Annotated in this window: 24 protein-coding genes; 16 read left to right on the plus strand and 8 right to left on the minus strand. The window is 64.5% G+C overall.

Annotation, left to right across the window (positions count from 1 at the left end; translation table 11 throughout):
• Positions 1-3: 3 nt before the first annotated feature.
• The 5 genes from ACXAGF_RS20885 to ACXAGF_RS20905 all read right to left on the minus strand — a co-directional run bounded on the left by ACXAGF_RS20885 (position 4) and on the right by ACXAGF_RS20905 (position 5718).
• Positions 4-528: a hypothetical protein gene (locus ACXAGF_RS20885; protein ID WP_475019462.1), complete on the minus strand. Its 525-nt coding sequence runs from the start codon at positions 526-528 to the stop codon at positions 4-6.
• 11 nt (positions 529-539) lie between these two features.
• Positions 540-2366: a DUF294 nucleotidyltransferase-like domain-containing protein gene (locus ACXAGF_RS20890; protein WP_475019463.1), complete on the minus strand. Its 1827-nt coding sequence runs from the start codon at positions 2364-2366 to the stop codon at positions 540-542.
• An 84-nt stretch (positions 2367-2450) separates the two neighbouring features.
• Positions 2451-4217 carry a sodium:solute symporter family protein gene (locus ACXAGF_RS20895; RefSeq protein WP_475019464.1) on the minus strand — a complete coding sequence of 589 codons (1767 nt, stop codon included), beginning with the start codon at positions 4215-4217 and terminating at the stop codon, positions 2451-2453.
• Between the two features lie 13 nt (positions 4218-4230).
• Entirely contained in the window at positions 4231-4491 is a 261-nt protein-coding gene (locus tag ACXAGF_RS20900; RefSeq protein WP_475019465.1) for a DUF4212 domain-containing protein, read from the minus strand.
• 324 nt (positions 4492-4815) lie between these two features.
• Positions 4816-5718 carry a LysR substrate-binding domain-containing protein gene (locus tag ACXAGF_RS20905; protein WP_475019466.1) on the minus strand — a complete coding sequence of 301 codons (903 nt, stop codon included), beginning with the start codon at positions 5716-5718 and terminating at the stop codon, positions 4816-4818.
• A 108-nt stretch (positions 5719-5826) separates the two neighbouring features.
• On the opposite strand from ACXAGF_RS20905, the gene ACXAGF_RS20910 reads away from it, so the two are divergent.
• The gene (locus tag ACXAGF_RS20910) at positions 5827-6843 is read left to right on the plus strand and encodes a YeiH family protein (protein WP_475019467.1); all 1017 of its coding nucleotides are present in this window, start codon (positions 5827-5829) and stop codon (positions 6841-6843) included.
• Between the two features lie 186 nt (positions 6844-7029).
• Positions 7030-8835 carry a PAS domain-containing sensor histidine kinase gene (locus ACXAGF_RS20915; RefSeq protein ID WP_475019468.1) on the plus strand — a complete coding sequence of 602 codons (1806 nt, stop codon included), beginning with the start codon at positions 7030-7032 and terminating at the stop codon, positions 8833-8835.
• A gap of 49 nt (positions 8836-8884) precedes the next feature.
• On the opposite strand, the gene hutC is transcribed toward ACXAGF_RS20915, so the two are convergent.
• On the minus strand, positions 8885-9625 hold the full coding sequence (gene hutC / locus ACXAGF_RS20920; RefSeq protein ID WP_475019469.1) for a histidine utilization repressor: 741 nt from the start codon (positions 9623-9625) through the stop codon (positions 8885-8887).
• Between the two features lie 482 nt (positions 9626-10107).
• Here hutC and ACXAGF_RS20925 point away from each other — a divergent pair, with 482 nt between their 5' ends.
• The 4 genes from ACXAGF_RS20925 (at position 10108) to ACXAGF_RS20940 (ending at position 14379) form a co-directional block, all read left to right on the plus strand.
• Positions 10108-11121 (plus strand): ABC transporter substrate-binding protein, encoded by a 1014-nt coding sequence (locus ACXAGF_RS20925; RefSeq protein ID WP_475019739.1) that lies wholly within the window; start codon positions 10108-10110, stop codon positions 11119-11121.
• Positions 11122-11212: 91 nt separating this feature from the next.
• The gene (locus ACXAGF_RS20930; RefSeq protein ID WP_475019470.1) at positions 11213-12070 is read left to right on the plus strand and encodes an ABC transporter permease; all 858 of its coding nucleotides are present in this window, start codon (positions 11213-11215) and stop codon (positions 12068-12070) included.
• Positions 12063-12893, plus strand: a complete 831-nt coding sequence (locus ACXAGF_RS20935; protein WP_475019471.1) for a quaternary amine ABC transporter ATP-binding protein — start codon at positions 12063-12065, stop codon at positions 12891-12893. Before ACXAGF_RS20930 ends, ACXAGF_RS20935 begins: the two co-directional genes overlap by 8 nt.
• Positions 12886-14379: an HAL/PAL/TAL family ammonia-lyase gene (locus ACXAGF_RS20940; protein WP_475019472.1), complete on the plus strand. Its 1494-nt coding sequence runs from the start codon at positions 12886-12888 to the stop codon at positions 14377-14379. The genes ACXAGF_RS20935 and ACXAGF_RS20940 overlap by 8 nt, the downstream gene beginning before the upstream one ends.
• Positions 14380-14638: 259 nt before the next feature.
• Here ACXAGF_RS20940 and ACXAGF_RS20945 read toward each other — a convergent pair whose 3' ends face one another.
• Positions 14639-14860 carry a DUF2934 domain-containing protein gene (locus ACXAGF_RS20945; RefSeq protein ID WP_475019473.1) on the minus strand — a complete coding sequence of 74 codons (222 nt, stop codon included), beginning with the start codon at positions 14858-14860 and terminating at the stop codon, positions 14639-14641.
• Positions 14861-14987: 127 nt separating this feature from the next.
• On the minus strand, positions 14988-16025 hold the full coding sequence (locus ACXAGF_RS20950) for a LacI family DNA-binding transcriptional regulator (protein WP_475019474.1): 1038 nt from the start codon (positions 16023-16025) through the stop codon (positions 14988-14990).
• 174 nt (positions 16026-16199) lie between these two features.
• Here ACXAGF_RS20950 and ACXAGF_RS20955 point away from each other — a divergent pair, with 174 nt between their 5' ends.
• From ACXAGF_RS20955 to ACXAGF_RS21000, 10 genes are all read left to right on the plus strand, one after another.
• Entirely contained in the window at positions 16200-17198 is a 999-nt protein-coding gene (locus ACXAGF_RS20955; RefSeq protein WP_475019475.1) for a Gfo/Idh/MocA family protein, read from the plus strand.
• A 10-nt stretch (positions 17199-17208) separates the two neighbouring features.
• Positions 17209-18111, plus strand: coding sequence for a sugar phosphate isomerase/epimerase family protein (locus ACXAGF_RS20960; protein ID WP_475019476.1), 903 nt, complete (start codon positions 17209-17211; stop codon positions 18109-18111).
• Between the two features lie 64 nt (positions 18112-18175).
• Entirely contained in the window at positions 18176-19408 is a 1233-nt protein-coding gene (locus tag ACXAGF_RS20965; protein WP_475019477.1) for an ABC transporter substrate-binding protein, read from the plus strand.
• Between the two features lie 152 nt (positions 19409-19560).
• A complete protein-coding gene (locus ACXAGF_RS20970; protein WP_475019478.1) occupies positions 19561-20463 on the plus strand; it encodes a carbohydrate ABC transporter permease in 903 nt (300 codons plus the stop codon).
• A complete protein-coding gene (locus tag ACXAGF_RS20975) occupies positions 20460-21287 on the plus strand; it encodes a carbohydrate ABC transporter permease (RefSeq protein ID WP_475019479.1) in 828 nt (275 codons plus the stop codon). The genes ACXAGF_RS20970 and ACXAGF_RS20975 overlap by 4 nt, the downstream gene beginning before the upstream one ends.
• On the plus strand, positions 21284-22351 hold the full coding sequence (locus ACXAGF_RS20980; RefSeq protein WP_475019480.1) for an ABC transporter ATP-binding protein: 1068 nt from the start codon (positions 21284-21286) through the stop codon (positions 22349-22351). The genes ACXAGF_RS20975 and ACXAGF_RS20980 overlap by 4 nt, the downstream gene beginning before the upstream one ends.
• A gap of 279 nt (positions 22352-22630) precedes the next feature.
• Positions 22631-23653 (plus strand): LacI family DNA-binding transcriptional regulator, encoded by a 1023-nt coding sequence (locus ACXAGF_RS20985; protein WP_475019481.1) that lies wholly within the window; start codon positions 22631-22633, stop codon positions 23651-23653.
• 115 nt (positions 23654-23768) lie between these two features.
• Positions 23769-24437 (plus strand): amino acid ABC transporter permease, encoded by a 669-nt coding sequence (locus ACXAGF_RS20990; protein WP_475019482.1) that lies wholly within the window; start codon positions 23769-23771, stop codon positions 24435-24437.
• A gap of 11 nt (positions 24438-24448) precedes the next feature.
• On the plus strand, positions 24449-25105 hold the full coding sequence (locus ACXAGF_RS20995) for an amino acid ABC transporter permease (protein ID WP_475019483.1): 657 nt from the start codon (positions 24449-24451) through the stop codon (positions 25103-25105).
• A gap of 46 nt (positions 25106-25151) precedes the next feature.
• On the plus strand, positions 25152-25949 hold the full coding sequence (locus ACXAGF_RS21000) for a transporter substrate-binding domain-containing protein (protein ID WP_475019484.1): 798 nt from the start codon (positions 25152-25154) through the stop codon (positions 25947-25949).
• Positions 25950-25959 lie beyond the last annotated feature (10 nt).

Here is a 25959-nt window from a genome sequence, read left to right on the forward strand (position 1 = left end):
TCCTCAACTCGGGCGGCACGCGGCCCTCAAGGCGGGGTCGTCGCCCGGTACCTCGATCCAGTCTGCGCCGACGATCGTCCCGTCGTCGGCCACCGATACCTTGTCGCCCACCAGGTCCCCGCGGCGATTGCTGTTGCAATCGAACACGACCTTGATGCGAACCGGCGTCTGCCAGCGGGCGGAAAGCATGAGGTCGACCATGACCTGCCCGGGGTGGTCCGGGTGTCGCTGGGCATGGCCGAGATCGACGGCGGTGAACCGGTTCACGACGGGCGCAAAATAGGACCAGGGCCGCCACACCGCGCGCGATTCGTTCTTCCACGTTACGACCGTTTCGGGCGGCAGGACGTTGGTGGCGCGCTCGAACCAGCTGTACTCGCTCCAGATTGCATAGGACAGCACGCCAAGTCCTGCGGCCGCCGGGATGATCCAGCTCGGCAGCCGGCCGCGGCTGAGCCAGCGAACGAACATCATCACGCCCGCCAGGGCGACGCCGGCAACCAGGGCTGCCATCAACTCGAACAACATGCACATTTCCTCTATCGCGGCGCGCTGCCAGAATTGGCGAGCGCCGATTGCATCGTGCGGACGACAACGAACGCGTCCCGCAGGTGGGAGCGCTCCAGGTCCCCGAGATCATAGGGTGCCAGGTGGTTGTCCGGCTGCCGGCCAGCCTTGATCTGGGATGCCTGGTTGCGCAGCCTCAGTTCGGCGATCAGGTCGTAGGCGGCGATCAGATCGCGCGCGCCCGCCTCGGAGATCACCCCTCTTTCCTCGGCGCCCAGGAGACGCGCGCGGGTGTTGACCGGCGTGAGGCGCGCCATCATCGCATAGACCCGCCCCAGATCCACGATTGGGACGACGCCGCTGTGCTTCATGTCGATCTGGTTGCGATGTTCGCCGCTGCGGATCGTGGCAAAGCCGCGCAGAAGTCCGAGCGGCGGCGCGTGCTTCAGCGAGTTGCTGACCATGTGCGCCACGAAGATCGAGTTCCTGCTGGCCTCCTCCAGGGTCTCGGCCTGGATGCCGTGGAAGAGCGACGCCTTCCCGGCGATGGGCCGAAGGTCGAACATCACGCTGGCAAGCATCTGGGCCATCGGGTCCGGAGTCTGGATCCACTGGCGGAAATAGTCCCGCCATACGCGCACCGGCTGGCACCAGCGCTGATTGGTGGCCATCATGTCGCCGGGGCAGAAGAAATATCCGCACGCGTCCAGGCTGTCGCTGACAAAGCGCGCGAGCTTTACGTACCACGGCCTGTGGGCTTCGACGAAGCCGTCATCGATGAATATGCAGTTGTCCTGGTCGCTGACGCCGGTTTGTTCCTGCCGTCCCTGGCTGCCACACGCGAGCCAGACATAGGGGACTGGCGGCGGCCCCAGTTCCTGCTCGGCAAGTGTGATCAGTCGCCGCGTCACGGCGTCCGTCACGTCGGTGACGAGCCTTGTCACGGTTTCGTGCGGCGTGTTCCCGCCGACGAGCTGGACGAGCAGTTGCGGCACGCGCGAGACATGCTGCTGAAGTTGGCTGACCGAATCAGCCGACGAGATGTCCCGGACGAGGAACGCCGAGGACAGGGCCTGGAACCGGGTAATGTCGGTCTGGGTGATCATGCCGACGAGGCGCTTGCCGGCGACGATCGGCAGGTGACCGATGTTTCGCTCGAGCATCAGGCTGAGCACGTCGGAGCCGAGCGCGTCCTGCTGCAGGCGCACCGGCTTTCGCGTCATGATCGCCGATACTGCGGTCACGGTCGGATCCAGCGCCTCAGCCACGACCCGCGCCGCCAGGTCCTGCGTTGTCACGATGCCGACAAGCTTGTCCTCATCGACCACCGCAAGGCTTGAAACATTCAGCGTCCGCATGGTTTGCGCCACTTGCAGCACGCTGTCGGAGGGGGCGCAAAACCGCGGCGGCACCGACATCAGGTCCTTCACTTTCCGCACTGTGATGTCGTTGCGGCGCAGGCTGCCCTCGCGCCCTCGGGTGAAGAAGCGGCTGTAGACGGCATGCTCTGCCATCAGCCGTTTGAACTCGGCCTTCGGCAGCATCAGTAGAATGGAATCCTGCAACGCATAGGCGCTGGTGACGGCGCGGTCGTCGATCATCAGTCCGCGCTCGCCGAGCGAGTTGCGCGGCAGCAGTTGCGACACGACGGTGCCGGACCTGTCGCGCACCTCCACCTTGCCCTCCATCACGAGGAACAGGCCGGGAAGTGGTTCGCCGCATCGATAGATTTCGCTGCCGGCAGCGAATGCCCGCTTGCTGAATGCCCCGCCGACGCGATCCAGCTCCTCCCGCGGCAGGCTGTCATAGGGATGAACGGTCTCGAGGAACCGTCTTATGTCCAGGGCCTTGCTCGACATGATACCCCCGCATCGCCGGTTTTGGTCTTCCTGGAAAGGAAGAAGGCGGGCGGCCGAAGCCGCCCGCCGTTCCGGTTTCGCTGATCAGTGGCTCGTCGCTGCGCCCGCACCGCGCGGAACACGGACCGAGTCGACCAGATCCTGCACGTGCTGCGGCGGAGCCTGGCTGATCATCGAGACAGCATAGGCGACGCCGAAGTTCAACAGTGCGCCAATCGGGCCGAACGCCGTCGGCGGGATGCCGAACAGGTAGTTCGCCGGCACGTTTTCAAGCATGTTCGTGCCCGGGATGAAGAACCAGCCCAGGTAGGTGAACAGGTACAGGCAGGTGACCGTGAGGCCGACCAGCATGCCGATCGTCGCGCCGAGCGAGTTGATGCGCTTCGAGAAGATGCCCATCATCAGCGCCGGGAAGATGCTGGCTGCCGCCAGACCAAAGGCGAGCGCCACCGTCTGGGCCGCAAAGCCGGGCGGATTGAGGCCCAGCAGCGTGGCCACCAGAATGGCGCCGGCCATCGCGATGCGAGCGGCCATCAGTTCGCCCGCCTCCGAGATGCCGGGCTTCAACCAGTCCTTGATCAGGTCATGGCTGATTGCGGACGAGATCGCGAGCAGCAGGCCCGCCGCGGTCGACAGCGCCGCAGCCAGACCGCCGGCGGCGATCAGGCCGATGACCCAGCCCGGAAGCTGTGCGATTTCCGGATTGGCGAGCACGAGGATGTCGTTGTTGATCGTCAGCTCGTTGCCCTTCCAGCCGCGCTCGGCCGCGGTTTCGGCAAAGGCTGGTGCGGCGTCATTGTAGTACTGGATGCGGCCGTCGCCGTTCTTGTCGTCGTACTTCAAAAGGCCGGTGACTTCCCAGGTGCGCATCCATTCCGGACGGTCGTCGTAGCGAACCGCCTCGGCCTGCGGGCCGCCGGGGAAGATCGTGTCGATGATGTTGAGGCGTGCCATGGCGCCAACCGCCGGTGCCGTGAGGTAAAGCAACGCGATGAACACCAGCGCCCAGCCGGCCGACCAGCGCGCGTCCGAAACCTTCGGAACCGTGAAGAAGCGGATGATCACGTGCGGCAGGCCCGCCGTGCCGATCATCAGCGACAAGGTGAACAGGGTCATGTTGAGCATGGAGCCCTGGCCGGTATAGGCGTTGAAGCCAAGGTCGGTGACGACCTGGTCGAGTTTCTGCAAGAGCGGCAGGCCCGACTCCGTATGGGTCGAGAACAGCCCCATCCACGGCAGTGCGACGCCCGTCAGCTGCATCGAGATGAAGATCGCCGGGATCGTATAGGCGACGATCAGGACGACATACTGGGCAACCTGGGTGTAGGTGATGCCCTTCATGCCGCCGAGAACCGCATAGACGAACACGACCGCCGATGCGATCCAAAGACCGGTCGATACCTCGACCTCCAGGAAGCGCGAAAAGGCGACGCCCGCGCCCGTCATCTGGCCGATGACGTAGGTCACCGAAATGATGATCAGGCAGACGACGGCGACCAGGCGTGCGCCCTGGCTGTAGAAGCGGTCGCCGATGAACTGCGGGACCGTGTACTTGCCGAACTTGCGCAGGTACGGCGCAAGGAGCAGCGCCAGCAGCACGTAGCCGCCGGTCCATCCCATCAGGTAGGTGGAGTTGACGTAGCCGACGCCGGCAATGAGGCCGGCCATGGAGATGAAGGAGGCTGCCGACATCCAGTCGGCCGCGGTCGCCATGCCGTTCATCACCGGATGGATGCCGCGGTTGGCCGCGTAGAACTCCGCGGTCGAGCCGGCACGGCTCCAGATTGCAATGCCGATGTAGAGCGCGAAGGACGCGCCTACGATCAGCAGATTGAGCGTGTACTGATCCATTGCCCTGTCCCTCTTACTGCTCGTCGACGCCGAATTCGCGGTCGAGCCTGTTCATGTAGGCCGCGTAGAAGAAGATCAGCGCAATGAAGACGATGATCGAACCCTGCTGGGCAAACCAGAAGCCCAGGTCGGTCCCGCCGACCGCGATGCCCGAAAGCGCCGGACGCAGCAGGATGCCGAACCCGTAGGAAACGAGTGCCCAGATCGCCAGGCATATGTAGATTATTCGAATGTTGGCTGCCCAATAGGCATTAGACGAAGATTTGTCCGCCACGTGTGCTCCTCCCTTTCCTCAACCGGCGCCATCCGCGCCGCTGTTCCCACCCATCCCCCTCCACAGGAATGGCCAGACTCAACAAGTAACGCTTCCGAAACCTTTGGTATATTCTCCGTTAGTCGCAGAACGCGGACGGACGTGAGGCTCGTCGCGCCATTTCCAGTCTGACGGCGAGCGGGATCGGCATGGCGTAAAACGTCGGCCGTTAGGCACGCTACGTCATGCCCGAAGTTTGGAACTGCCATAGGGTCGTGCCGGGCTCGCGTTGTCCTGCCAACCACGGTCGGGCGGTCAGTTCTTCGCCGGCATCCCCTGGACGCCTCAAGCGCGCGGAAAACCCATCCAATCGCGACAGGCGCGCTCGAGCGCCATCGAGGCCTTGCTCGCGTGTCGTTCCTTGTGGCGCAGCAGGCGAAACTCCCGCTTCGGCAGGTCGAACGGCACCTGCACCAAGATGCCCTCCTGAAGATAGATCCCGGCGGCAGCATGCGAGAGCGCTGCGGCGCACGTGCCGACGCGGACGGCCGACAGCACCGCCTCGTTCGAGGGGAGCGCCAGCGCGATATTCAGTTCTGCCGGCGATCCGCCCGCCTTCTTGAGCGCGCTCTCGAACTCGGAGCGCGTTCCCGAGCCCTCCTCACGCATGATCCAGGGGCTGCCGCGCACCAGCTCCTCGATGCCGAGCGCGGATGCCTTGGCCCAGGGATGACCAGCACCCACGACGACCGCGAGGGCGTCCTCGGCGACCACCCGGGAGGAGAGCGCCGGCGCGTCGATCTCGCCCTCGACGAAGCCCAACTCGGCCTCGCCGTTAAGCACGGCCTCGGCGACGGTACGGGTGTTGCCGATGGCCAGATCGATATGGACGCCGGGATAGTCGCGGCGAAACCCGACGAGCACCGGAGGCAGCCAGTAGCTGGCGATGGTCTGGCTTGCGCCCACGCCGAGATTGCCGCGCTGCAGGCCGCCGAGTTCGGACAGCATCAGTTCCGCGGCGCGCACCCTTGCCAGCATCGCCTTTGCCTCCACGAGAAACGTCCTGCCGGTCTGCGTCAGTTCGATCCGCCGCCCGACGCGGTGGAACAGCTCCACGCCGTAGTAACCTTCGAGATTCTTGATCGCGGCGCTAACCGCCGACGGCGTCAGGTGAATTGCCTCGGCCGCCTGGGTGAGATGTTCGCGTTCCGCGACGGCGACGAAGATAGCAAGCTGTTCGAAGGTCATGAGAGAATCATTCTGGTTTCATGAACGAAGTGTGGAATATTATTCGATGGATGTTCACTGTTGCAGGTGAGACATTCCCGCCATCATTCATGCCGATGGCGATCACCCGTGTCTATCCCTCACCGTTTCCTCTCCTATATCCCGGGTCTGCTGCTCTGCGGCGGGGTCGCCGCGCTGGCCGCGGCGATCGAGGCGGCCGAGGTCCTCCTGTTCGGTGCCCGCTGGGTCGAAAGCATCGTGCTCGCGATTGCAATCGGCACCGCCGTGGCAACCTGGCGGCCCGCCAGCCTTCGCTTCCGGCCGGGCATCGAGCTGAGCGCCAAGGGACTTCTCGAGATTGCCATCGTTCTGCTCGGCGCTTCGGTCAGCTATTCCGCCGTCCGCAGCGCGGGCGCGGAACTGGTCGCCGGCGTTGCCGCGATCGTGTTCGTTTCGATCGGGCTGACCTATGCGATCGGGCGGGTGTTCGGTTTGTCCTCGAAGCTGGCGGTGCTGATCGCCTGCGGCAATTCGATCTGCGGCAACTCGGCCATCGTCGCGGTAGCCCCGGTGATCGAGGCGGAAGCCGAGGACGTCACGGCCGCTCTTGCCTTCACCGCAGGCCTTGGCGTCCTGGCCGTACTGTTTCTGCCGCTGTTCTACCACCACCTGGGCCTGACCCTGCCGCAATACGGCGTTGTCGCCGGCATCACGGTCTATGCCGTTCCACAGGTTCTCGCGGCGACCGCGCCGGTCGGCGCGCTCAGTGTCCAGATCGGCACACTGGTCAAGCTCATCCGCGTCTTGATGCTCGGACCGGTGGTGTTCCTGCTCGGTGTCGCGATGAAGATGAGCGGCACCAAGGCTGCGGCCAGGGAGAAGCGGCCGGCGGTGCCGTGGTTCATCCTCGGCTTCTTCGTCATGGCGACGCTGAATTCTTGCGGCCTGGTGACCGCATCGCAGGCCGACGTCATGGCTTCGCTGGCCAGCATCCTGACGACCCTCGCGATGGCCGCGCTGGGACTGTCCGTCAATCTCCGCGCTTTCCTGCATGCGGGGGGCAAGGTCATGCTGGTCGCCACCGTCTCGGTTATCCTTTTGGCCGCCATGGGCTTCGTGCTCGTCGGTCTCGTGGTGCCGGCCTGACGCGGAACTTCCTCCTCGGTTATTGGGGGGCGCTTTCCCGCTGGGTTCAACCAGGGAGTGCCACCGCCGATCGCTCTCCTTTTGCCTGTTGATCTCGCCGTGCCTGTGATAGCGTGACGCTGCTGTCGTTTGGATGCGGGGACATGCGGTTGCAGCGGCCGGAAATGGCCGTTGCCGGAGGAAGTAATGCCATTGCTCGAAACATTTTTCTCTGATGATGGTGCCACTTCGCCGTTGTCGAGCTTGCTCGACGACGGTTTCCTGCTGGAGAGCCTGCCGATCGGCCTGTACGTGTGCGACGCGGATGGCCTGATCCTCCGCTACAACCGCGCGGCTGCGGAACTCTGGGGCCGGGAGCCGCGACTGGGAGAGCCCGAGGAGCGGTTCTGCGGTTCCTATCGGCTGCTTGGCCTGGACGGCGCTCACATCCCTCATGCGGAGTGCCCCATGGCCGTGGCCCTGGCGACCGGCCAGGGCATGCGCGATCAGTACATCCAGGTCGAGCGCCCGGACGGAAGCCGGGTTATGGCGTTGGTGAACATCGAGCCTCTGAGAGATCAGGGTGGGGGGATCATCGGCGCGGTGAACGTCTTTCGCGACAGCGCGTTGCGACACCCGCCTTCAGGTACTCCTGGCGCCGGGGCCCCCTTTTTCTCGCGCCTTCTCCAGGCGCTACCCGCCGCCGTCTACACCACCGATGCCGCCGGTCGGATCACGTTTTTCAACGAGGCCGCCGTCAAAATGTGGGGCGTGCGCCCGGAGATCGGGCAGGGCGAGTTCTGTGGCTCGTGGAGGCTCTACCGGCCGGATGGGTCGCCGCTTCCGCACGATCAGTGCCCGATGGCCATCGCCCTGAAGGGAGGAAGGGCCCTCAATGGCGAGGAGGCGGTGGCCGAACGTCCCGACGGCACGCGCGTGCCGTTTCTCGCCTACCCTGCTCCCCTGTTCGGCGAGGACGGAGGACTGACCGGTGCGGTCAACATGCTGGTGGACATCAGCGAGCGCAAGGTCGCCGAACTTGCCAGCCAGCGACTGGCGGCGATCGTCGAATCCTCCGACGATGCGATCCTGTCCAAGGACATAAACGGCATCATCACCAGCTGGAACAGGGGTGCCCAGCGCATCTTCGGCTACCGCGAGGACGAGGTCCTCGGGCAACCGGTCACAATCCTCATTCCCGCCGACCGGCAGGACGAGGAGCCGACGATCCTCTCTCGCATCCGGTGCGGCAAGCGAATCGAACACTACGAGACGGTCCGGCAGAGAAAGGACGGCAGCCTCGTCGACATCTCCCTGTCGGTGTCGCCGATCTTCGGTCCGAACGGAACGGTCGTCGGGGCCTCCAAGATTGCGCGGGACATTTCGGAACGGCGGCGCGCCGAAGAGCAAAAGGATCTGCTGCTGCACGAAATGGACCACCGGATAAAGAACCTGTTCGCGCTGGCCGGAGGTCTGGTCAATGTCTGTGCCCGTGGCGCCACGTCGGTGCAGGGTCTGGTGTCCGACCTTCAGGGCAAGTTTCTGGCGCTGGCCCGGGCACATTCGCTGACGCTTGCAGTCGACACGGTCGATTCGCACCGGATCGCGTCGCTGCATGCGCTGATCGCCGAGGTGGCTGAACCCTATCGGCGCGAGGAGGCATCCGAGCAGCAGATCGTCGTGGCGGGGCCTGATTTTCCGCTGGGGCGCAACGCCGTCACCAACATCGCCTTGCTCTTCCACGAGTTCGCAACGAATGCAGTGAAGTACGGCGCCTTGGCGAACCCTGCCGGACAGGTGCTTGTCGACTGCGCAGACCTCGGCGACGACATCTGCGTCATCTGGCGGGAAGTCGGGGCAGGCTTGCGTTCGGGTGATGGATCCCGCGAGGGGTTCGGGAGCCGCCTGGCGCGTGCGACCATAGCAGCGCTCGGCGGCCGATTTGAACGGGGCTTCACAAGCCAAGGCTTCGAAATCCGGATGACGGTGCCCAAGGTGCAGTTGCGCAAGTAGGCGGTGATGCCCTCGGCGAGGCTACGGCTCAGCCGTGCCGCTCCTGCCGTCAGAAGTTGCTTTGCAGGCGGTAACGCGATCCGGGATAGAGCAATCGCACCGAGGTGACCACCCGATCCTGTGACCACGTGCGCCGGCGGATGAGGATGCAGGGGTCGGTTCGGGCGATCGCCAGCACTTTGCACTCCCAGGGTTGCGGCAGAACCGCCTCGATGAACTGCTCCGTTCTGGCAATCGGCGCGATGCTCGTGAGATAGGCGTTGGGCGTCGTTGCGGCGAAATCCTGCTCCAGGTAGTGCGGCGCCACGCCGGAATTGACGAAACGGTCCTCGAGCTGGATAGGCACGTCGTCCTCGTGATGCACGATGACGGAATGGAAGGACTGCGCGCCGACGTCGAGTTCCAGCGCGGCCGCAAGCTCAGGACCGCAGGTCTCGCTCTGGGCGAGGATGAGCTTGGTTCGGTGTATCGAACCGCGCTCCAGAATCTCGTCGGCGATGTTGCGCACACCGAAAGCCGGCGCGCTGCGCTTCTTGGGCGCCACGAACGAGCCCTTGCCCTGCACGCGGGTGATCACGCCCTCGTGGGCCAGTTCCCTCAGGGCCCGGTTCGCCGTCATGCGGCTCACGCCGAGCGTCTCCACCAGCTCGTTCTCGGACGGAACACGATGGTTGACCGGCCATTCGCCGGTTTCGATCTTCAGCCGGATCTGGGCCTTCATCCGCTCATAGATCGGCGCACTGCGCTCGCCAGCGTCCTTTTCTGGAAGGTCGGTCTCAATGCTTTCCAATGCGTTCGCTCCTCCGCACATGGCCGGCGCTGCTTGCAAGTTTTGTTCGCCCACCGTAGCCGCAGATTTTGATTTCCGCCACTTGCTTGTCTGTCAAAAAACTGCAATCTTCCATATACAACTTAATGAGGGGTGTTTCCCACGCTGCCTGGGGGCATCGCCGACGGACAGGCTCTGGCCTCGAGAAGGGTGATATTTCGAATGCGGGTGGACATCAGCGAATTTTCAGCCGGTGTAGGGTTGTTTGCGCGTACCGACAATATCGTCCCTCAATTCCTGCCAGCGGGTCGGGGCACGACATGCAAGGTCGTCCCAAGGCGCGGGCGGCCATCCAATCAGTCTTACAAGGTAACAAAGTTGTATAGTGAACTACGCAGGTAGTCCTGCGGCCCGCGGTCTGGTCGGCCGCGTCAATCCGTCTCTGGCTTCATCGTTGCAACATCAAAAGGGGAACTGAAATGCCGAACGCCAAGCTGAAATCCATGCTTCTTGCCGCCGCCGTTGTCTTCGTCGGTTCGACGGCGACCGCGCATGCCTCCTACTGCGGCGACGGCAAGACCGTCACTTTCGCCGGAATCGACTGGGAGAGCGGCGCCTTCATCACCGAGGTCATGAAGGCGATCCTTGCCAATGGCTATGACTGCAAGGTCGACTCCATCCCCGGCAATTCGGTGACGCTGGAACAGGCGACCGCCAACAACGACGTGCAGATCTTTGCCGAAGAGTGGATCGGACGCTCGGACGTCTGGAACAAGGCCGCTGCCGCAGGCCAGGTGACGTCGGTCGGCAAGACCTTCGTCGGTGCCTCGGAGGGATGGTTCGTGCCGGAATACCTGGTCAAGGGCGACGCGGAAAAGGGAATCGAGGCGAAGGCGCCGGACCTGAAGAGCGTCGAGCAGCTCTCCGATCCGAAGATCGTCGAACTGTTCCAGGATCCGGAAGAGCCATCCAAGGGCCGCTTCCTCAACTGCCCGTCGGGCTGGACCTGCGAAGGCGTCAACACGGCCAAGCTCGAGGCCTACAAGCTCGGCGACAGCTACGTGAACTTCCGCCCGGGCACCGGCACCGCGCTCGACGCGGCGATCAGCGCCGCCTATCTCCAGGGTGAGCCCATGCTGTTCTACTACTGGAGCCCGACCGCGGTGATGGGCAAATACAAGCTCGTCAAGCTGGAGGAGCCGGCCTACAGCGATGACTGCTGGAAGGAACTGACAAGCTCCAGCGGCAAGCGTGACGCCGGCTGCGCTTTCCCGTCGGTTGAAGTGGCCTACGGCGTCAACAGCACCTTTGCCGGCGAAGCCCCGGAAATCATGGAAATCCTGGAGAAGGCGACCTTCCCGCTGGAAGAGGTCAATGCCAGCCTGGCCTACATGACGGACCAGCAGGTCGACGCCGTCGCGGCCGCCAAGCATTTCCTTGAGACCAAGGCCGACGTCTGGGGCGGCTGGGTGTCCCCGGAGGCCAAGGCGCGCATCGAAGCGGCCGTGCAGCAGTAACGCCCAGGGCTGCGCGTCCCATTTCGCCGCGCAGCCTTCACCCGTCAGGCCAGGGGCGCCGCCCGTTGGGGGGCGCGCGAGGATGTCATCGATGTTTCCTGAAGCTTTTCACATTTCCATCCGGGGACCAATCAACGACTTCGTGCAGTCGCTGGTGGTGAACTACGGCTTCGTCTTCAAGGCGATCTCGCAGGCGATCCTCCAGGCAATTCTCCTCGTGGAGTGGGCCCTGCGCGGCCTGCCGTGGTGGGTCGTCTTCATCATTTTTCTCGCGCTTGCCTGGTTCGCCGTGCGAAAGGTTTCGCTCGTCGTCACCGTCGGCATCATGCTGTTCGTCGTCGGCGCGCTCGGCCTCTGGGACCTGACGATGCAGACGCTGGCGCTGATGCTGATCGCCAGCCTGATTTCCGTTGTCATCGGCGTGCCGATGGGCATCTGGCTTGCGAAAAGCGAGTTGATGCGGCGCATCACCCTGCCTGTGCTCGACGTGATGCAGACTATGCCGAGCTTCGTCTATCTGATCCCGGCGATCATGTTGTTCGGCCTCGGCAAGGTGCCGGCGGTACTCGCCACGATCATCTACGCCGTGCCGCCGTTGATCCGCCTCACCGACCTCGGCATCCGTCAGGTCGACGGTGAAGTGGTGGAGGCGGCGACGGCCTTCGGCGGCAGCCCGTCGCAGATCCTTTTCGGTGTCGAACTGCCGCTCGCAACGCCAACGATCATGGCCGGCCTGAACCAGACGATCATGATGGCCCTCTCGATGGTTGTCGTCGCCTCGATGATCGGCGCGCGCGGCCTCGGCGAGCAGGTGCTGAACGGCATCCAGACGCTCGACGTCGGCAAGGGGCTGGAGGCGGGCCTCGGTATCGTCATTCTCGCGATCGTGCTCGATCGCATCACGCAGGGGTTCGGCCGATCCAGCCGGAGGGAAATCGGCAATGACTGACATCAAGATCCGCAACGTCTCGAAGATTTTCGGCAACAACTGGAAGGCGGCGCTGGCGATGACCCAGCAGGGGGCCGACAAGAGCGAGGTCTTGGCCAAGACCGGCTGCAGCGTCGGCCTCGATAACGTCAGCCTCGACATCGCCGGCGGCCGCATCTTCGTCATCATGGGCCTGTCCGGCTCGGGCAAGTCGACGCTGGTGCGGCACATCAACCGCCTGATCGAGCCGACGAGCGGCGAAATCGTTGTCGACGGCAGCAACGTACTGGATCTCAACGCCAAGGACCTGCGCGAATTCCGCAACCGGCGCGTCAGCATGGTGTTCCAGAATTTCGGGCTGATGCCGCACCGCACCGTGTTGCAGAACGTCGTCTACGGTCAGCGCGTGCGCGGGCTCAACAAGGTGGAAGCTCGACCGATCGGGATGAAGTGGATCGAGACCGTCGGGCTTGCCGGCTACGAGAACAAGTTCCCGCACCAATTGTCCGGCGGGATGAAGCAGCGCGTCGGCCTCGCCCGGGCGCTCGCCGCCGATACGGACGTCATCCTCATGGACGAGGCGTTTTCCGCGCTTGATCCGCTGATCCGCGCCGACATGCAGGACCAACTGCTGCAGCTCGAGACGAACCTGCACAAGACGATCGTCTTCATCACCCACGACCTCGACGAGGCCCTGCGCATCGGCGCGCAGATCGCCATCCTCAAGGACGGCAAGCTTGTGCAGGTCGGCACCCCGGGCGAAATCCTCAACAGCCCCGCCAACGACTACGTGGCGCGCTTCGTGCAGCGCCGTGCCGGCGCAGGAGTAGACCATCATGCCTGACGCGGTGGTCCTCGACCGTCTCCTGACATGGCCGGAGATCGCTGCTGTCGCCAACGGCGCGGCGCTGTCCCTGTCGGACGCAGCGTGGAAGCGCATCGCTGATGCGCGCGCCGTCGTCGACGCTCTCGTGGAGCGGCGCGTGCGCGGCTACGGCATCAACACCGGCGTTGGCGCGCTCTGCGACGTGATTGTCGACATCCCCGAGCAGCGGGCGCTGTCGCGCAACATCCTGCTCAGCCATTCCTGCGGCGTCGGCGACCCCCTCGGACAGGAAGAGACGCGCGCGGTGATGGCCGCACAGATTGCCAATTTCGCCCATGGCTATTCCGGCGTGCGGGTCGAAACGGTCGAGACACTGCTGGCGCTGCTCAATGCCGGGATCCTGCCGGTCATTCCGTCGAAGGGTTCGGTCGGCTATCTGACCCATGCGGCAGCCATCGGCCTGGTGCTGATCGGGGAAGGGGAGGCCCGCCACGCCGGCGAGACCGTCTCCGGCCGGCAGGCCATGGCAAAACTCGGACGGGCGCCGCTGGTGCTCGAGGCCAAGGAGGGGCTGAGTCTTGTCAACGGCACGCCCTGCGCCACGGGCCTTGCCAGCCTCGCGCTCGCCCGGACCACTCATCTCCTCGACTGGGCCGACGCCGCCGCGGCGATGAGCTATGAAAATCTCGGCGCGCAGGCGGACCCGTTTGCGGCCGCGCCGCTGGCGCTGCGCACCTCGCCCGGCCTGCGGACGGTCGGCGACAATCTGCGCCGCCTGTTGGCCGGAAGCCCGCTTCTGGCGCAGTCGGCCGGATCGCGCACGCAGGATCCGCTCAGCCTGCGCGCCGTGCCGCAGGTTCACGGTGCGGTTCGCGACAGCGTCGCGCAGATCGCCGAGGTGGTGAACCGGGAACTCGCGAGCGTGACCGACAACCCCGTCGTCGCTGGTACGCCGTCGTCGCCGGAGGTTCATTCACAGGCGCACGCCGTCGGTGCTGCGCTCGGTCTTGCCATGGATGGCCTTGCCACCGCGGCCGCCGAACTCGCGGCCATCTCGGAACGCCGCGTCGACCGTCTCGTCAATCCGCTCGTCAGCAACTTGCCGGCGTTTCTCGCGGAGGGCAGCGGCGTCTGCTCCGGCTTCATGATCATCCAGTACACGGCCAGCGCACTTGCCGCGGAAAATCGCCGGCTTGCCGCCCCGGCAAGCCTCGACGGCGGCATCACCTCGGCGCTGCAGGAGGACATCCTCACCCACGCCACCCCGGCCGCGGACAAGGCCTTGTCGATCATCGCCAACCTGGAGACGATCCTGGCCATCGAGGTGCTGAGCGCGGTCCAGGCCTACGACATGCAGCCCGGCGCCGGCGGCAGGGCGGCTGCCACGGCCACCCTGTACAGCCGCGTGCGTAGCGCCGTTCCGACCTACCGCGACGACCGGCCGCTCAATTGGCTGGTAGCGGCGGTGCGCAACCTGCTCTCGACGACGGCCGCCATGGCATAGGCGCTGGCGGGCCGCGGCGCCCCGGATCGACCGAACGCGCCGAGACGCTGGTCCTGCGTTGTTGTCGGCCCGCGACTGGAGCGCGGCCGTGGCGGGTATCGGTAGCCCTGCCAAATCCCGGCTTGCGCCTGGCCCGGATCGGGCCTGGCAAGATTGCCACCGGCATGGTTTTTACCGCCCGGTGCTGCGCAGGTCCCGTAAATGGCCGGATCTGCGAAGGGCGGCCGCCCGCAGGCGGCCGCGTTCCAGCCTGTGGGGGCTATTTGCCGGCGGCGTTGCGGCTCGTCCGGGCCGGGGCGGCTGGCTTTTTCTTCCGTCCGGTTGCTACGGTCCGCCGTGTCTGCCTGGTCGGTTTCGAACCGGCATTCAGTTCCTCTTCGGCCTCGTGCCAATGCCGCTCGTGCTCGCCGACGGGCCTTCCGGCATTCTCCCATTTGTCGTAGGCAAGGCGGCTGATTGCTTCATGGCGATTGTCGTCCATTCCAGGCTCCTTCGTCTTCTGCCAGCGGCGGCCAACGTCGAGCGCGAGAACGGCCCGACGTTCCAATGTTGGCCAAAAGTGCGGCCTCCAGTCCAGCCCTTTTTGACCGCAGCGCATCGCAACCCCGTCAGGTGAGGCGGGGCCCCGGGCCTTCGCTTTCCCCTTCCACCAGCGTCATCGGCCATAGTCGACGGCCGGGGCGTTCTGCATAGACGCCGGCATAGGCCGGCATCGTCCCCAGCAGCATTTCGGCCAGCGCGATGCCAAGATCCCGAAGCGACAGGCTGTAGCTGGTCAGCCGCGGCGAGAGGAAGTGCGAATGCGGGCTCTGCCGTCCGATTACCGCAAGGTCGCGGCCGGGGATCACCCCGGCCTCGTTGAGCCCGCGATAGAGGCCCGTCGCGATGGCTTCGTTGACGAGCAGGATTGCGGTCGGGCGTTGCTGGCAGGCAAGGAGATCGCGAGCGATCTGGTAGCCGCCCGCCTCGTTCGGCGTGGAGCGGAAGACGTGATCGTCGGCAAGGCGGAGGCCATGACGGGCGAGCACCTCGCGGCAGCGGTCGACGAAAACGTAGCCGAGGTTCATGTCGTCATGGGGCCGCGTCACCGCGATGTGCTTGTGGCCGCGTGAGACGAGCCGCTCGATGGAGGTTTCCGCCATGCCCTCGAAGTCGAGGTCGATCCAGGGCTGGCCGACATCCGTCAGGCTGCGTCCGAGCGTGATGAAGGGGATCTTGCGTTTGGCAAGGAGCTGGAAGCGCGGGTCATGGCGGCGGGTGGCCGACAGGATCAGACCGTCGGCGAAGCCGCGGGCGACGATGCGCTTCAGGTAATCCTCCGGGTCCTCCTCGGACGAGCAGAGCAGCGCCACAAGATCGAGCTTGTGGCGGGCGAGCACCGTCTGCACGCCGTCGAAGACGCTCATGAAGAAGGTGTCGCCCTGACCGGTGATCTCGTGGCCGGTCTGCATCATGAAGCCGATGACGCCGGTCGAGCCCTTGCGCAGCGCGCGGCCTGACTGGTTGGCGACGTAGCCCATCGCTTCCGCTGCCTCGAGCACCCGCTTGCGGGTGTCCTCGTTGACGTCCGGCTTGCCGTTCAGCGCGCGGGAAACCGTGCCGATGGAGATTTCGAGGTGCTCCGCAAGCTGGCGAATTCCCTTCATTTTCGTCTCGTCCCTCCACGGTCGGCAAACGGAGCCTGATAAGCCCTATTGACATAAAACAAACTCCATACATAGTATCGTAAACGTTTACGGAAGCCAATCGAGGAGTTGCGGCTTTCGTCTTCAGGAGGAATTTCTTTGACGTACAAGGCCGTTTTGTGCGGGTGCGGAGCTATGGCCAAGGGTTGGCTCCGGGCGCTCCGGGATGCCCCAAGCCTCAGGGACGATGTGACCGTCGTCGGGCTCGTCGATCTCGACCCCGTCACCGCCCGGGCGCTTGCATCTGAGTTCGATCTCGCCGGCGTGACGATTGGCACCGACCTCGAGGCCGTGCTCACTCAAACCGCACCCGACATTCTTTTCGATGTGGTCGTGCCGGCGGCGCGCCGTTCGGTGGTCGCCAGCGGTCTCGCCCATGGCTGCCATGTGCTGAGCGAGAAGCCGATGGCCGCTTCGCTTGACGAAGCGCGCGAACTGCGCGCCCTTGCCGAGGCGGCGGGCAGACTGCACGTCGTGGTGCAGAACCGGCGCTATATCGCCGGCGTGCGGCGAATCCGGCGTCTGATCGCGGAGGGCGCGCTCGGGCGCCTGACGGGCTTACATTGCGACTTCTTCCTCGGCCCGCATTTCGGCGGCTTTCGCGAGCAGATGGACAATGTGCTGCTGCTCGACATGGCGATCCACACATTTGACGCCGCCCGCTTCATGTCGGGCAAGGATCCGCTCGCCGTCTACTGTCACGAGCACAACCCGCCGGGTTCCTGGTATCGGCACGGTGCCGCCGCCAACGCCATCTTCGAATTCTCCGACGACGTCGTTTTCACCTATCGCGGTTCCTGGTGCGCCGAAGGCGGGCCGACGAGCTGGGAAAGCGCATGGCGCATCACCGGCACGAAAGGCACGCTTCTCTGGGACGGCGCCGAGAAATTCGAGGCGAACGTCATCGCCGGAACGGACGGCTTCTTCCGCCCGCTCGAGCCCGTCGGCGTGCCCGCGGCGGAAGACGAGACCGAAACCCGTGGCCACGCCAGCGTGATCGAAAGCTTCGTTGCGGCGATCCGCGACGGCAACCGCCCGGAAACGGACGGCAGCGACAACATCAAGAGCCTCGCCATGGTCTTCGGCGCGATCGACAGCGCCCGCGACCGCAGGCGCGTCACCATTGCAGCATAGGGAAATTTCCATGACCAACCCGGCAAAATCCATCCGCATCGGCACCATGGTCAGCGCGACCAAGGGCGATGCCGCCAAGCGCATCGGCCAGATCGCCGACATGGGTTTCGAAAGTTTCGAGCCCTTCTTCTGGCAGACGACGAACGGCCAGGACCTCGCCGAACTCGGCAAGCGCTGCGTCGAGGCGATCGGCGACCGCGACATCACCATCTCGACGCTCGGCATGTTCGGCAACCCGCTGGAGGAAACCGACATCGACCTGCAGACCCTGCAGGGCTGGAAGGACTGCATCGACAATGCCCATCACTTCGGAGCGACCTGCATTGCCGGCTTTACCGGTCGCCTGCGCGGCAAGCCGTTGACCGACAGCCTGCCGCGCTACCGCAGGGTCTGGAGCGAGCTTGCCAGGCGCGCGGCCGACAAGGGCGTCAAGATCGCCTTCGAGAACTGCGCCATGGACGGCAACTGGCAGACCGGCGACTGGAACATCGCCCACAATCCCGATGCCTGGGAGCTGATGTTCAACGAGACGCCGGACGACAACATCGGCCTCGAATGGGAGCCCTGTCACCAGATGGTCTATCTGATCGAGCCGCTGCCGCAGATCCGCAAATGGGCCCCGAAGATATTCCACGTCCACGGCAAGGACGCCACGATCCGCTGGGATGTCATCCGGGAGCACGGCATCTTCGGCAAGGAGAAGTTCGTGTTCATGCGTACGCCGGGCTTCGGCGACACCAACTGGACCGACGTCATATCCGAACTGCGGCTCGCCGGCTGGTCCGGGTCCATCGACATCGAGGGCTGGCACGATCCGGTCTATCGCGACGCGCTGGAGATGACCGGCCAGGTGCACGCGCTCAATCATCTCAAATCCTGCCGCGGCGGCGAATTCATCGTCGACCCGGCTTGAGAATGGCATGCTGCCCGGGCATGGAGGATGCCGGGCGGAACGGGATAACCAACAGGAGGAGATCATGGGTATCCGCAAATATGCAATGCTTGGCGCCATCGCGCTCGCGTCCGTCTCCATGCTGGGTCTTTCGGCCAGAGCCGAGGACGTGACGATCAATGTCTGGGCGCTGGATCGCGACATCCAGCCGACGCCCAACCTCGTCAAGGACTTCAACGCGCTCAACACCGGCATCAAGGTCGAGTTCCGCCAGATCCAGTTCGACGACGTCGTCAGCGAGGCGATGCGCGCCTATTCGACCGGCCAGGCGCCGGACATCATTGCCATCGACAATCCCGAGCACGCGCTCTTTGCCTCGCGCGGAGCCTTCCTCGACCTGACCGACATGATCGCGAAGTCCGAGGTTGTGAAGACGGGCAACTACTTCCCCGGTCCGCTCGCCTCCACCATGTGGGAGGGCAAGAGCTACGGTATCCCCAAGGCGACCAACACCATCGCGCTTTACTACAACAAGGACATGTTCGAGGCGAAGGGACTCGACCCCGACAAGCCGCCGCAGACCTGGGGCGAGCTGGTCGAGACTGCCCGCAAGCTCGCCGATCCGTCCGCGAACGTCTACGGTCTCACCTTCTCGGCCAAGGCCAACGAGGAAGGCACGTTCCAGTTCCTGCCCTGGGCGCAGATGGCCGGTGCCAGCTACGACAACATCAACACTGCCGGTGCGGTGAAGGCGCTCGACACCTGGAAGGCGATCATCGACGAGAAGCTCGCTTCTCCCGACACATTGACGCGCAGCCAGTGGGACTCGACCGGCACCTTCAACTCCGGAAATGCCGCCATGGCCATCTCCGGGCCCTGGGAGCTCGATCGCATGGTGGCGGAAGCGAAGTTCGACTGGGGCGTGGCGCTTCTGCCGGTGCCGGAGGCCGGGGCCGAACGCTCATCGGCCATGGGCGACTTCAACTGGGCGATCTTCGCCAATACGGAACACCCGGACGAGGCCTTCAAGGTCATCGAGTACTTCGTCTCGCAGGACAACCGCTTGTTCAAGGATTTCGGCCAGCTGCCGGCCCGTTCCGACATCAGCATTCCGGAAACCGGCCAGCCGAAGAAGGATGCCGCGCTCAAGGTCTTTGTCGAACAGTTGCAATATGCCAAGCCGCGCGGCCCGCACCCGGAATGGCCGAAGATTTCCAAGGCCATCCAGGATGCCATCCAGGCGGCCCTGACCGGCCAGATGTCCTCCCAGGAGGCGCTTGACCAGGCGGCCGCAAAGATCAAGGCGGTCGACGGTTGACCGCCCCCCGAAACCCCAACGCCTACCGGTCCCTCGCGCAGGTCGAGGGGCGGGGCGCTGCCGGATCCGATCCGGTCGCCGTTGGATCCCTTTCCTCCCGGTCTGGCACCGCTCGCGCGAATGCGAACGGGCCAGGCGGAGGCGGAGCAGTCATGAAACGCCTCTTCTCCAGCATCATCGACGGCCGGGGGTTCGACATCGCGCTGGTTGCTGTGCCCCTGACCTTCCTGCTCGCCCTGTCGGGTCTGGCGCTGCTCTACAACGTGGTCATGAGCTTCCAGGAGGTCGACATGTTCAGCCTCGGCACGCTGTGGCGACCCTTCGTCGGCTTCAAGAACTACCACGACCTCTTCGCGCAGCCAGAAACGTTGCCGATCCTTGCGAACACGGCGATCTTCGTCACCGCCTCGATCGCCGGGCAGTTCGTCATCGGCTTCGGGCTGGCGCTGTTCTTCTGGACCAATTTCCCCGGCGCCGCGTGGCTGCGCGGCCTCTTCTTGGTCTCCTGGGTCATGCCCGGCCTTGTCGTCGGCGCGATCTGGAACTGGATCCTGTCGGGTGACTTCGGCGTGCTGAATTTCATCCTGCGCGAGAGCGGCCTGATCTCGGACAACATCTTCTGGCGCTCCGATCCGGACTTTTCGCTCTGGGCGGTCATCATCGCCAACGTCTGGCTCGGCACGTCCTTCAACATGATCCTGCTGTCGGTCGGCCTGTCATCCATCCCCGGCGATCTCTACGAGGCGGCGGAACTCGATGGCGCCAACGCCTGGCAGCGCTTCTGGACAATCACGCTGCCGATGATGCGCTCATCGATCGGCGCCATCATCGCGCTCGGCCTGATCTTCACGCTCCAGCAGTTCGACCTGTTCGCGGCGATCACCTCCGGGGGGCCGAACAATTCTTCGAACGTCACGCAGTACTGGGCCTGGGACATGTCCTTCCGCCAATATGATTTTGCCAAGGGCGCGACCATTTCGGTCATCATGATCGTCTTCGTCATGGTCGCCTCCATCGTCTACGTCCGATCGACGCGGCATGAGGTGCGGGGATGAGCGACGTGTTCCGCAACAGAGTCATGCTCGGCGTAGCGCTCGCGCTCGCCGCCGTCTATCTGTTCCCGCTCTACTGGATGTACATCACCGCACTGAAGTCCGGTTCGGCGATGTTCGCCAACCCGCCGGACTTCTGGCCGCGTGAACCGCAGTGGCAGATCTATGGCGAGGTCTGGGAAAGCCGCAACATGGGCCGCTACATCTGGAATTCGCTGGTGATCGCCTGCGGCTCGGTGTCGGTGATCGCAGTCCTCGGCACCGGCTGCGCCTATGTGCTCGCCCGCTACCGCAATGTCTGGATCGATGTCGGCCTGTTCCTGATCTTGATGCTGCAGGTGTTGCCGGCGTCGCTGATGATCACACCGATCTTCGTCGGCTTCTCGCAGGTCGGCCTGCTCGACTATCCGCGCCTGGCCGTCGTGCTGGCGATCGCCGCGAAAAGCATGCCCTTCTTCATCGTCCTGGTGCGTGCGACCTTCATGAGCGTCCCCCAGGAACTGGAGGAGGCGGCGCTCGTCGATGGCAATTCCCGCGTCGGCGCCTTCTTCAACATCGTGCTGCCGCTCGCCCGCAACGGCATCCTCGTCAGCGCCATCCTGATCTTCATGCAGGCCTTCGGCGAGTTCGTCTACTCGAAGTCGATGATCCAGGCGGTGGAGCTTCAGCCCGCCAGCGTCGGCCTCAACACCTTCATGGGGCCGAATACCAACGAGTGGAACAAGATCATGGCCTACGCCACCATCTATGTGACGCCCATCCTTGCGGCCTTCGTGCTGCTGCAGCGTCGCATCGTCTCCGGCCTTACTTCGGGAGCCCTGAAATGACCGCCCAGATCGAACTTTCCGGCGTCAACAAGTACTACGGCGCCTATCACGCCCTGAAGAACATCGACCTGTCGATCCGCAAGGGCAGCTTTACGGCGCTCGTCGGTCCCTCGGGTTGCGGCAAGTCGACATTGTTGCGCTCGCTTGCCGGTCTCGAGAGCATCTCGGCCGGGTCGCTGAAGATCGCCGGCGAGATCATGAACAAGGTGCCGCCGCGCAAGCGCGACGTCGCCATGGTGTTCCAGTCCTACGCGCTCTACCCGCATATGACGGTGGAGGAGAACCTGACCTACAGCCTGCGCATCCGCGGCACGCCCAAGGCGGAGGCAAAGAAGGCGGCGGCGGAAGTGGCGGCGACCACCGGCCTTTCCCAGCTGCTCGGCCGCTATCCGCGCGAACTGTCGGGTGGCCAGCGCCAGCGCGTCGCCATGAGCCGCGCCATCATCCGCCACCCGAAGGCCTTCCTGTTCGACGAGCCTTTGTCGAACCTCGACGCGGCGCTGCGCGTCCACATGCGCAAGGAGATCCGCGCCCTGCACGACCGGCTCGGCGCCACGTCGGTCTACGTCACCCACGACCAGATCGAGGCGATGACCATGGCCGACCACGTCGTGGTCATGCGCGCCGGCGTCATCGAGCAGCAGGGTCGGCCGCTCGACCTCTACGATCGGCCGGTCAACAAGTTCGTCGCCGGGTTCATCGGCTCGCCCGCCATGAACTTCATCCCGGCGGTCGGCGGCGAGGACGGCCACTCGATCGTGCTCGACCTCGGAAATCGCCAGAGCGTCGAGCTTGGCTATGCGGTCGAACCCGGGCGCAAGCTGATCGCGGGTCTCCGCCCCGAGCACATCACGGTGGTTCCGGCGGAAAGCGCCACGCTGAAGGTGCCGGTCGCCGTGGTCGAATCCACCGGCTCTGCGACCTACGTCACGACCGACACGACGCCGGAACTGGCGGTGGTCGTCAACGGCCGGGCGGAGATTTCCGCCGGCGAGGCGATCGGCCTCGACTTTGCGCCGGCGCAGTTGCATCTCTTCGACGCGGAGACGGAACGGCGGCTCTGAGCCCGCCGGAGTGTCGCCTCGCGCGGCGGTCCCCGAACCGCGCCCGGGGCGGGATCTCGAAGGCTTTTCGACCGGGACTGTTCTATCCATGGCACGCCCGTGCTGGAGGGAGAGACTCGGCCCGCAGCGCCGCGTCATGGCGGCTGCGGCCGGGCCGCGATCTGTCTGCCGATGCCAGCGCAGTCACATTGCCGGGCGGCGCGTTCCGCTTGCGTCGTTTGCCCAGCCGCAATTGTCGACTATATTCCCACCGCTCATCGCCTTTCCAATCGGTACTCAATGTCCTCTGAAGAACAGAAGAAGGCTCGCGTCACACTGCTCGATGTCGCGCGGCATGCGAACGTATCGCGCGCGACCGCTTCCCTTGTCCTGCGAAAGAGCCCGCTGGTCGGTGACGAAACCCGCTCGCGCGTCGAGCAGGCGATGAAGGACCTCGGCTATGTCTACAACATCGGAGCAGCCCGCCTCCGCGTCGAACGCAGCCAGATCATTGGCGCCATCGTTCCAAACCTGACCAATCCCTTCTTCGCCGAACTGCTGTCGGGCATCGAGGAGGTCATCGGGGCCACCGGAAAAGTGGTAATCCTTGCCAACAGCGGGGATCGGGTCGATCGCCAGGCGACCCTGCTGCGGCGCATGCGCGAGCATGGCGTGGATGGGGTCATCCTTTGTCCGGCCGCCGGTACCGAGGGCGCGCTGGCAGGGCAGATCGCCGATTGGGGCATGCCGGTCGTGCAGGCGCTGCGCCACATTTCCTTTGATCTTGACTATGTCGGGGCCGATTATGCGACGGGGATGCGCCAGGCGGTGGACTACCTCGCATCGCTCGGCCACGAGAGGATAGCATTTGCCGTGCACGGCCCGGTGCATTCGGCCTATCAGGAGCGCCTGGACGGCTTTCGCGATGCAATGCTGCCGCGCGGTCTCGATCCCGGCATCCTGGTCCAATTGCCGGCGCAGCTCGGCGAGATCGCAGGCGCCACGCACCGCCTGCTCGACCAACCGTCTCGCCCGACTGCCGTGATCTGTTTCAATCACCTTGTGGCGCTGGGGCTTTCCGCGGGTCTTCATGATTGCGGCCTGACGATCGGCCGCGATATTTCCCTGATCGGCTTCGATGACGTGGCCGACGCCGAGGCCATCCGGCCGAAGCTCACTTCCGTCTCGACCGGCCCGGTCGCGATCGGGGAAATGGCGGCGCGGCTGCTTGTCGAACGTATCGCAACTCCTAATCTGCCGGCCCGGCGCGTCGTCAACCAAACGACACTGAACATCCGCCAGTCCTGTGGTCGACCCGTCTGAGAATTGATGATCATTGCGTGTTGACGGCCGTCGACAAACCTTTTAGATCGATCTAATCGGCAGGTCACGGGAGGCGTGGCGTCCTGTCTCGGTCGTTTTGGGGGGAGGTCCCGGCATGTACGAGTTCAATTTCGCGCCTGTCCTGGCGTCCGTCGATCAGTTGCTGATCGGCGCCTGGCTCACGGTGCGTCTGTCGTGCGCTGCCATGCTGATCGGTCTCGTCGTCTCCATCTTTTGCGCCTGGGGCAAGACCGCCGGGCCAGCGATCCTGCGCGCGGTGATTGACGGTTACATCGAGATCATTCGCAACACGCCGTTTCTTGTGCAGATCTTCTTCATTTTCTTCGGCCTGCCGTCGCTCGGGTTGAGGCTGTCGCCGAACAGCGCGGCGCTGCTCGCGCTCGTGGTCAACTTCGGCGCCTATGGCACGGAAATCATTCGGGCCGGTATCGAGTCGATCCAGAAGGGTCAGGTGGAGGCAGGCTGGGCTCTGGGTCTGACGAGGGCCCAGATCTTCCGATACATCATCATGAAGCCGGCCCTGCGGACGGTCTACCCCGCGCTTACCAGCCAGTTCATCTACCTGATGCTGAACACCAGCGTGGTGTCGGTGATCTCTGCGGACGACCTTGCGGCCGCCGGCAACGACCTGCAATCGGCGACCTTCGCCAGCTTCGAGGTCTACATCGCGGTCACCCTGATCTATCTCGCCTTGTCGGTGAGCTTCTCGGCGCTGTTCTATGCGGTCGAGAAGGTGGCCTTCAAATACCCGCTTAGCCGCTAGGGAGCGCCGCCATGTTCAGAGCCTTCGGCTGGAATGAGTTCCTTATCATCGTCATGGCGGCGCAGTGGACGATCGCGCTGTCCGCGATCGCGTTCGCCGGCGGCAGCGTCGGCGGGTTGCTGGTGGCGTTGATGCGCGTGTCCGACGTCCGCGGTTTCCGGCTCGCCGCCACCGGCTTCATCCGGGTCTTCCAGGGAACGCCCCTGCTGATGCAGCTTTTCCTGGTGTTTTTCGGCATGAATATCTTCGGCTTTGCAATCAACCCGTGGATCGCCGCGACCATCGCTCTCGCCCTCCACGCCAGCGCCTTTCTCGGCGAGATATGGCGCGGCTGCATCGACGCCGTACCGGTCGGGCAGCGCGAGGCGGCGACGGCGCTCGGCCTGCGCTACTTCAACTCCATGCGCCATGTGATCTTGCCCCAGGCGAGCCGCATCGCGGTCGCGCCGACGGTGGGATTTCTGGTCCAGTTGATAAAGGGCACGTCGCTGGCGTCAATCATCGGGTTCACCGAGCTGACGCGCCAAGGGCAGATCATCAACAATGCCACGTTCAGCCCGTTCCTCGTCTTCAGCACGGTGGCCGCCGTCTACTTCATGCTTTGCTGGCCGCTGTCGCTGGTCGCTCGGCGAATGGAAACTCGTTTTTCCCGCGCAACGGCACGTTGACGGGCCCCGCCGGCGGGAGGGCCGGCATGTGAGAAGGGTAGGAAGAATGAAACTCTCGAGACGCATGGCAATGTCAGTTCTTGGCGCGGCACTCCTGGCCGGCTTCGTGTCCCCCGCCGCCGCGCAGACGGTGGATGCGATCAAGGCGGCCGGTACGGTCAAGGTCGGAATGCTGGTCGATTTTCCGCCATTCGGGATCATGGATGCGAACAACAATCCGGACGGCTACGATGCCGATGTCGCAAAATTGCTGGCCAAGGAACTCGGCGTCGAGGTGACGATCGTGCCGGTGACGGGTCCGAACCGGATTCCCTACCTGCAGAGCAACCAGGTGGATGTGCTCGTGGCGTCGCTCGGCATCACCGAGGAACGGGCCAAGAATGTCGACTTCTCCCAGCCCTACGCCGGCATTTCGATCGGTGTGTTCGGCGGGCAGGACGTTTCGGTCGAAACGCCGGAAGATCTTGCCGGCAAGACCATCGGCGTCGCGCGCGCCAGCACGCAGGACACTGCCATCACGAAGATCGCGCCGTCCGACGCCAACATCCAGCGGTTTGACGATGATGCCAGCGCCGTGCAGGCGTTGCTTTCCGGCCAGGTCGAACTGATCGGAGTCTCCAACGTCGTCGCCCAGCAGATCGAGACGGCGGCTCCCGGCCGGTTCAACCAGAAGCTGGTTCTCAGCCAGCAGGTCCAGGGGATTGCCGTCCGCAAGGGGGCCGGCGAAATGCTGGGGTTGGTCAACAGCTTCCTCGACAAGGTCAAGGCGAACGGCGAGCTCAACGCCATTCATGAGAAGTGGCTCGGTTCCCCGCTGCCGGAATTCGTGTCGCAGGCAAAGTAGCAGTCGGAGC

This window comes from Mycoplana sp. ABR4_002 (assembly GCF_056159645.1).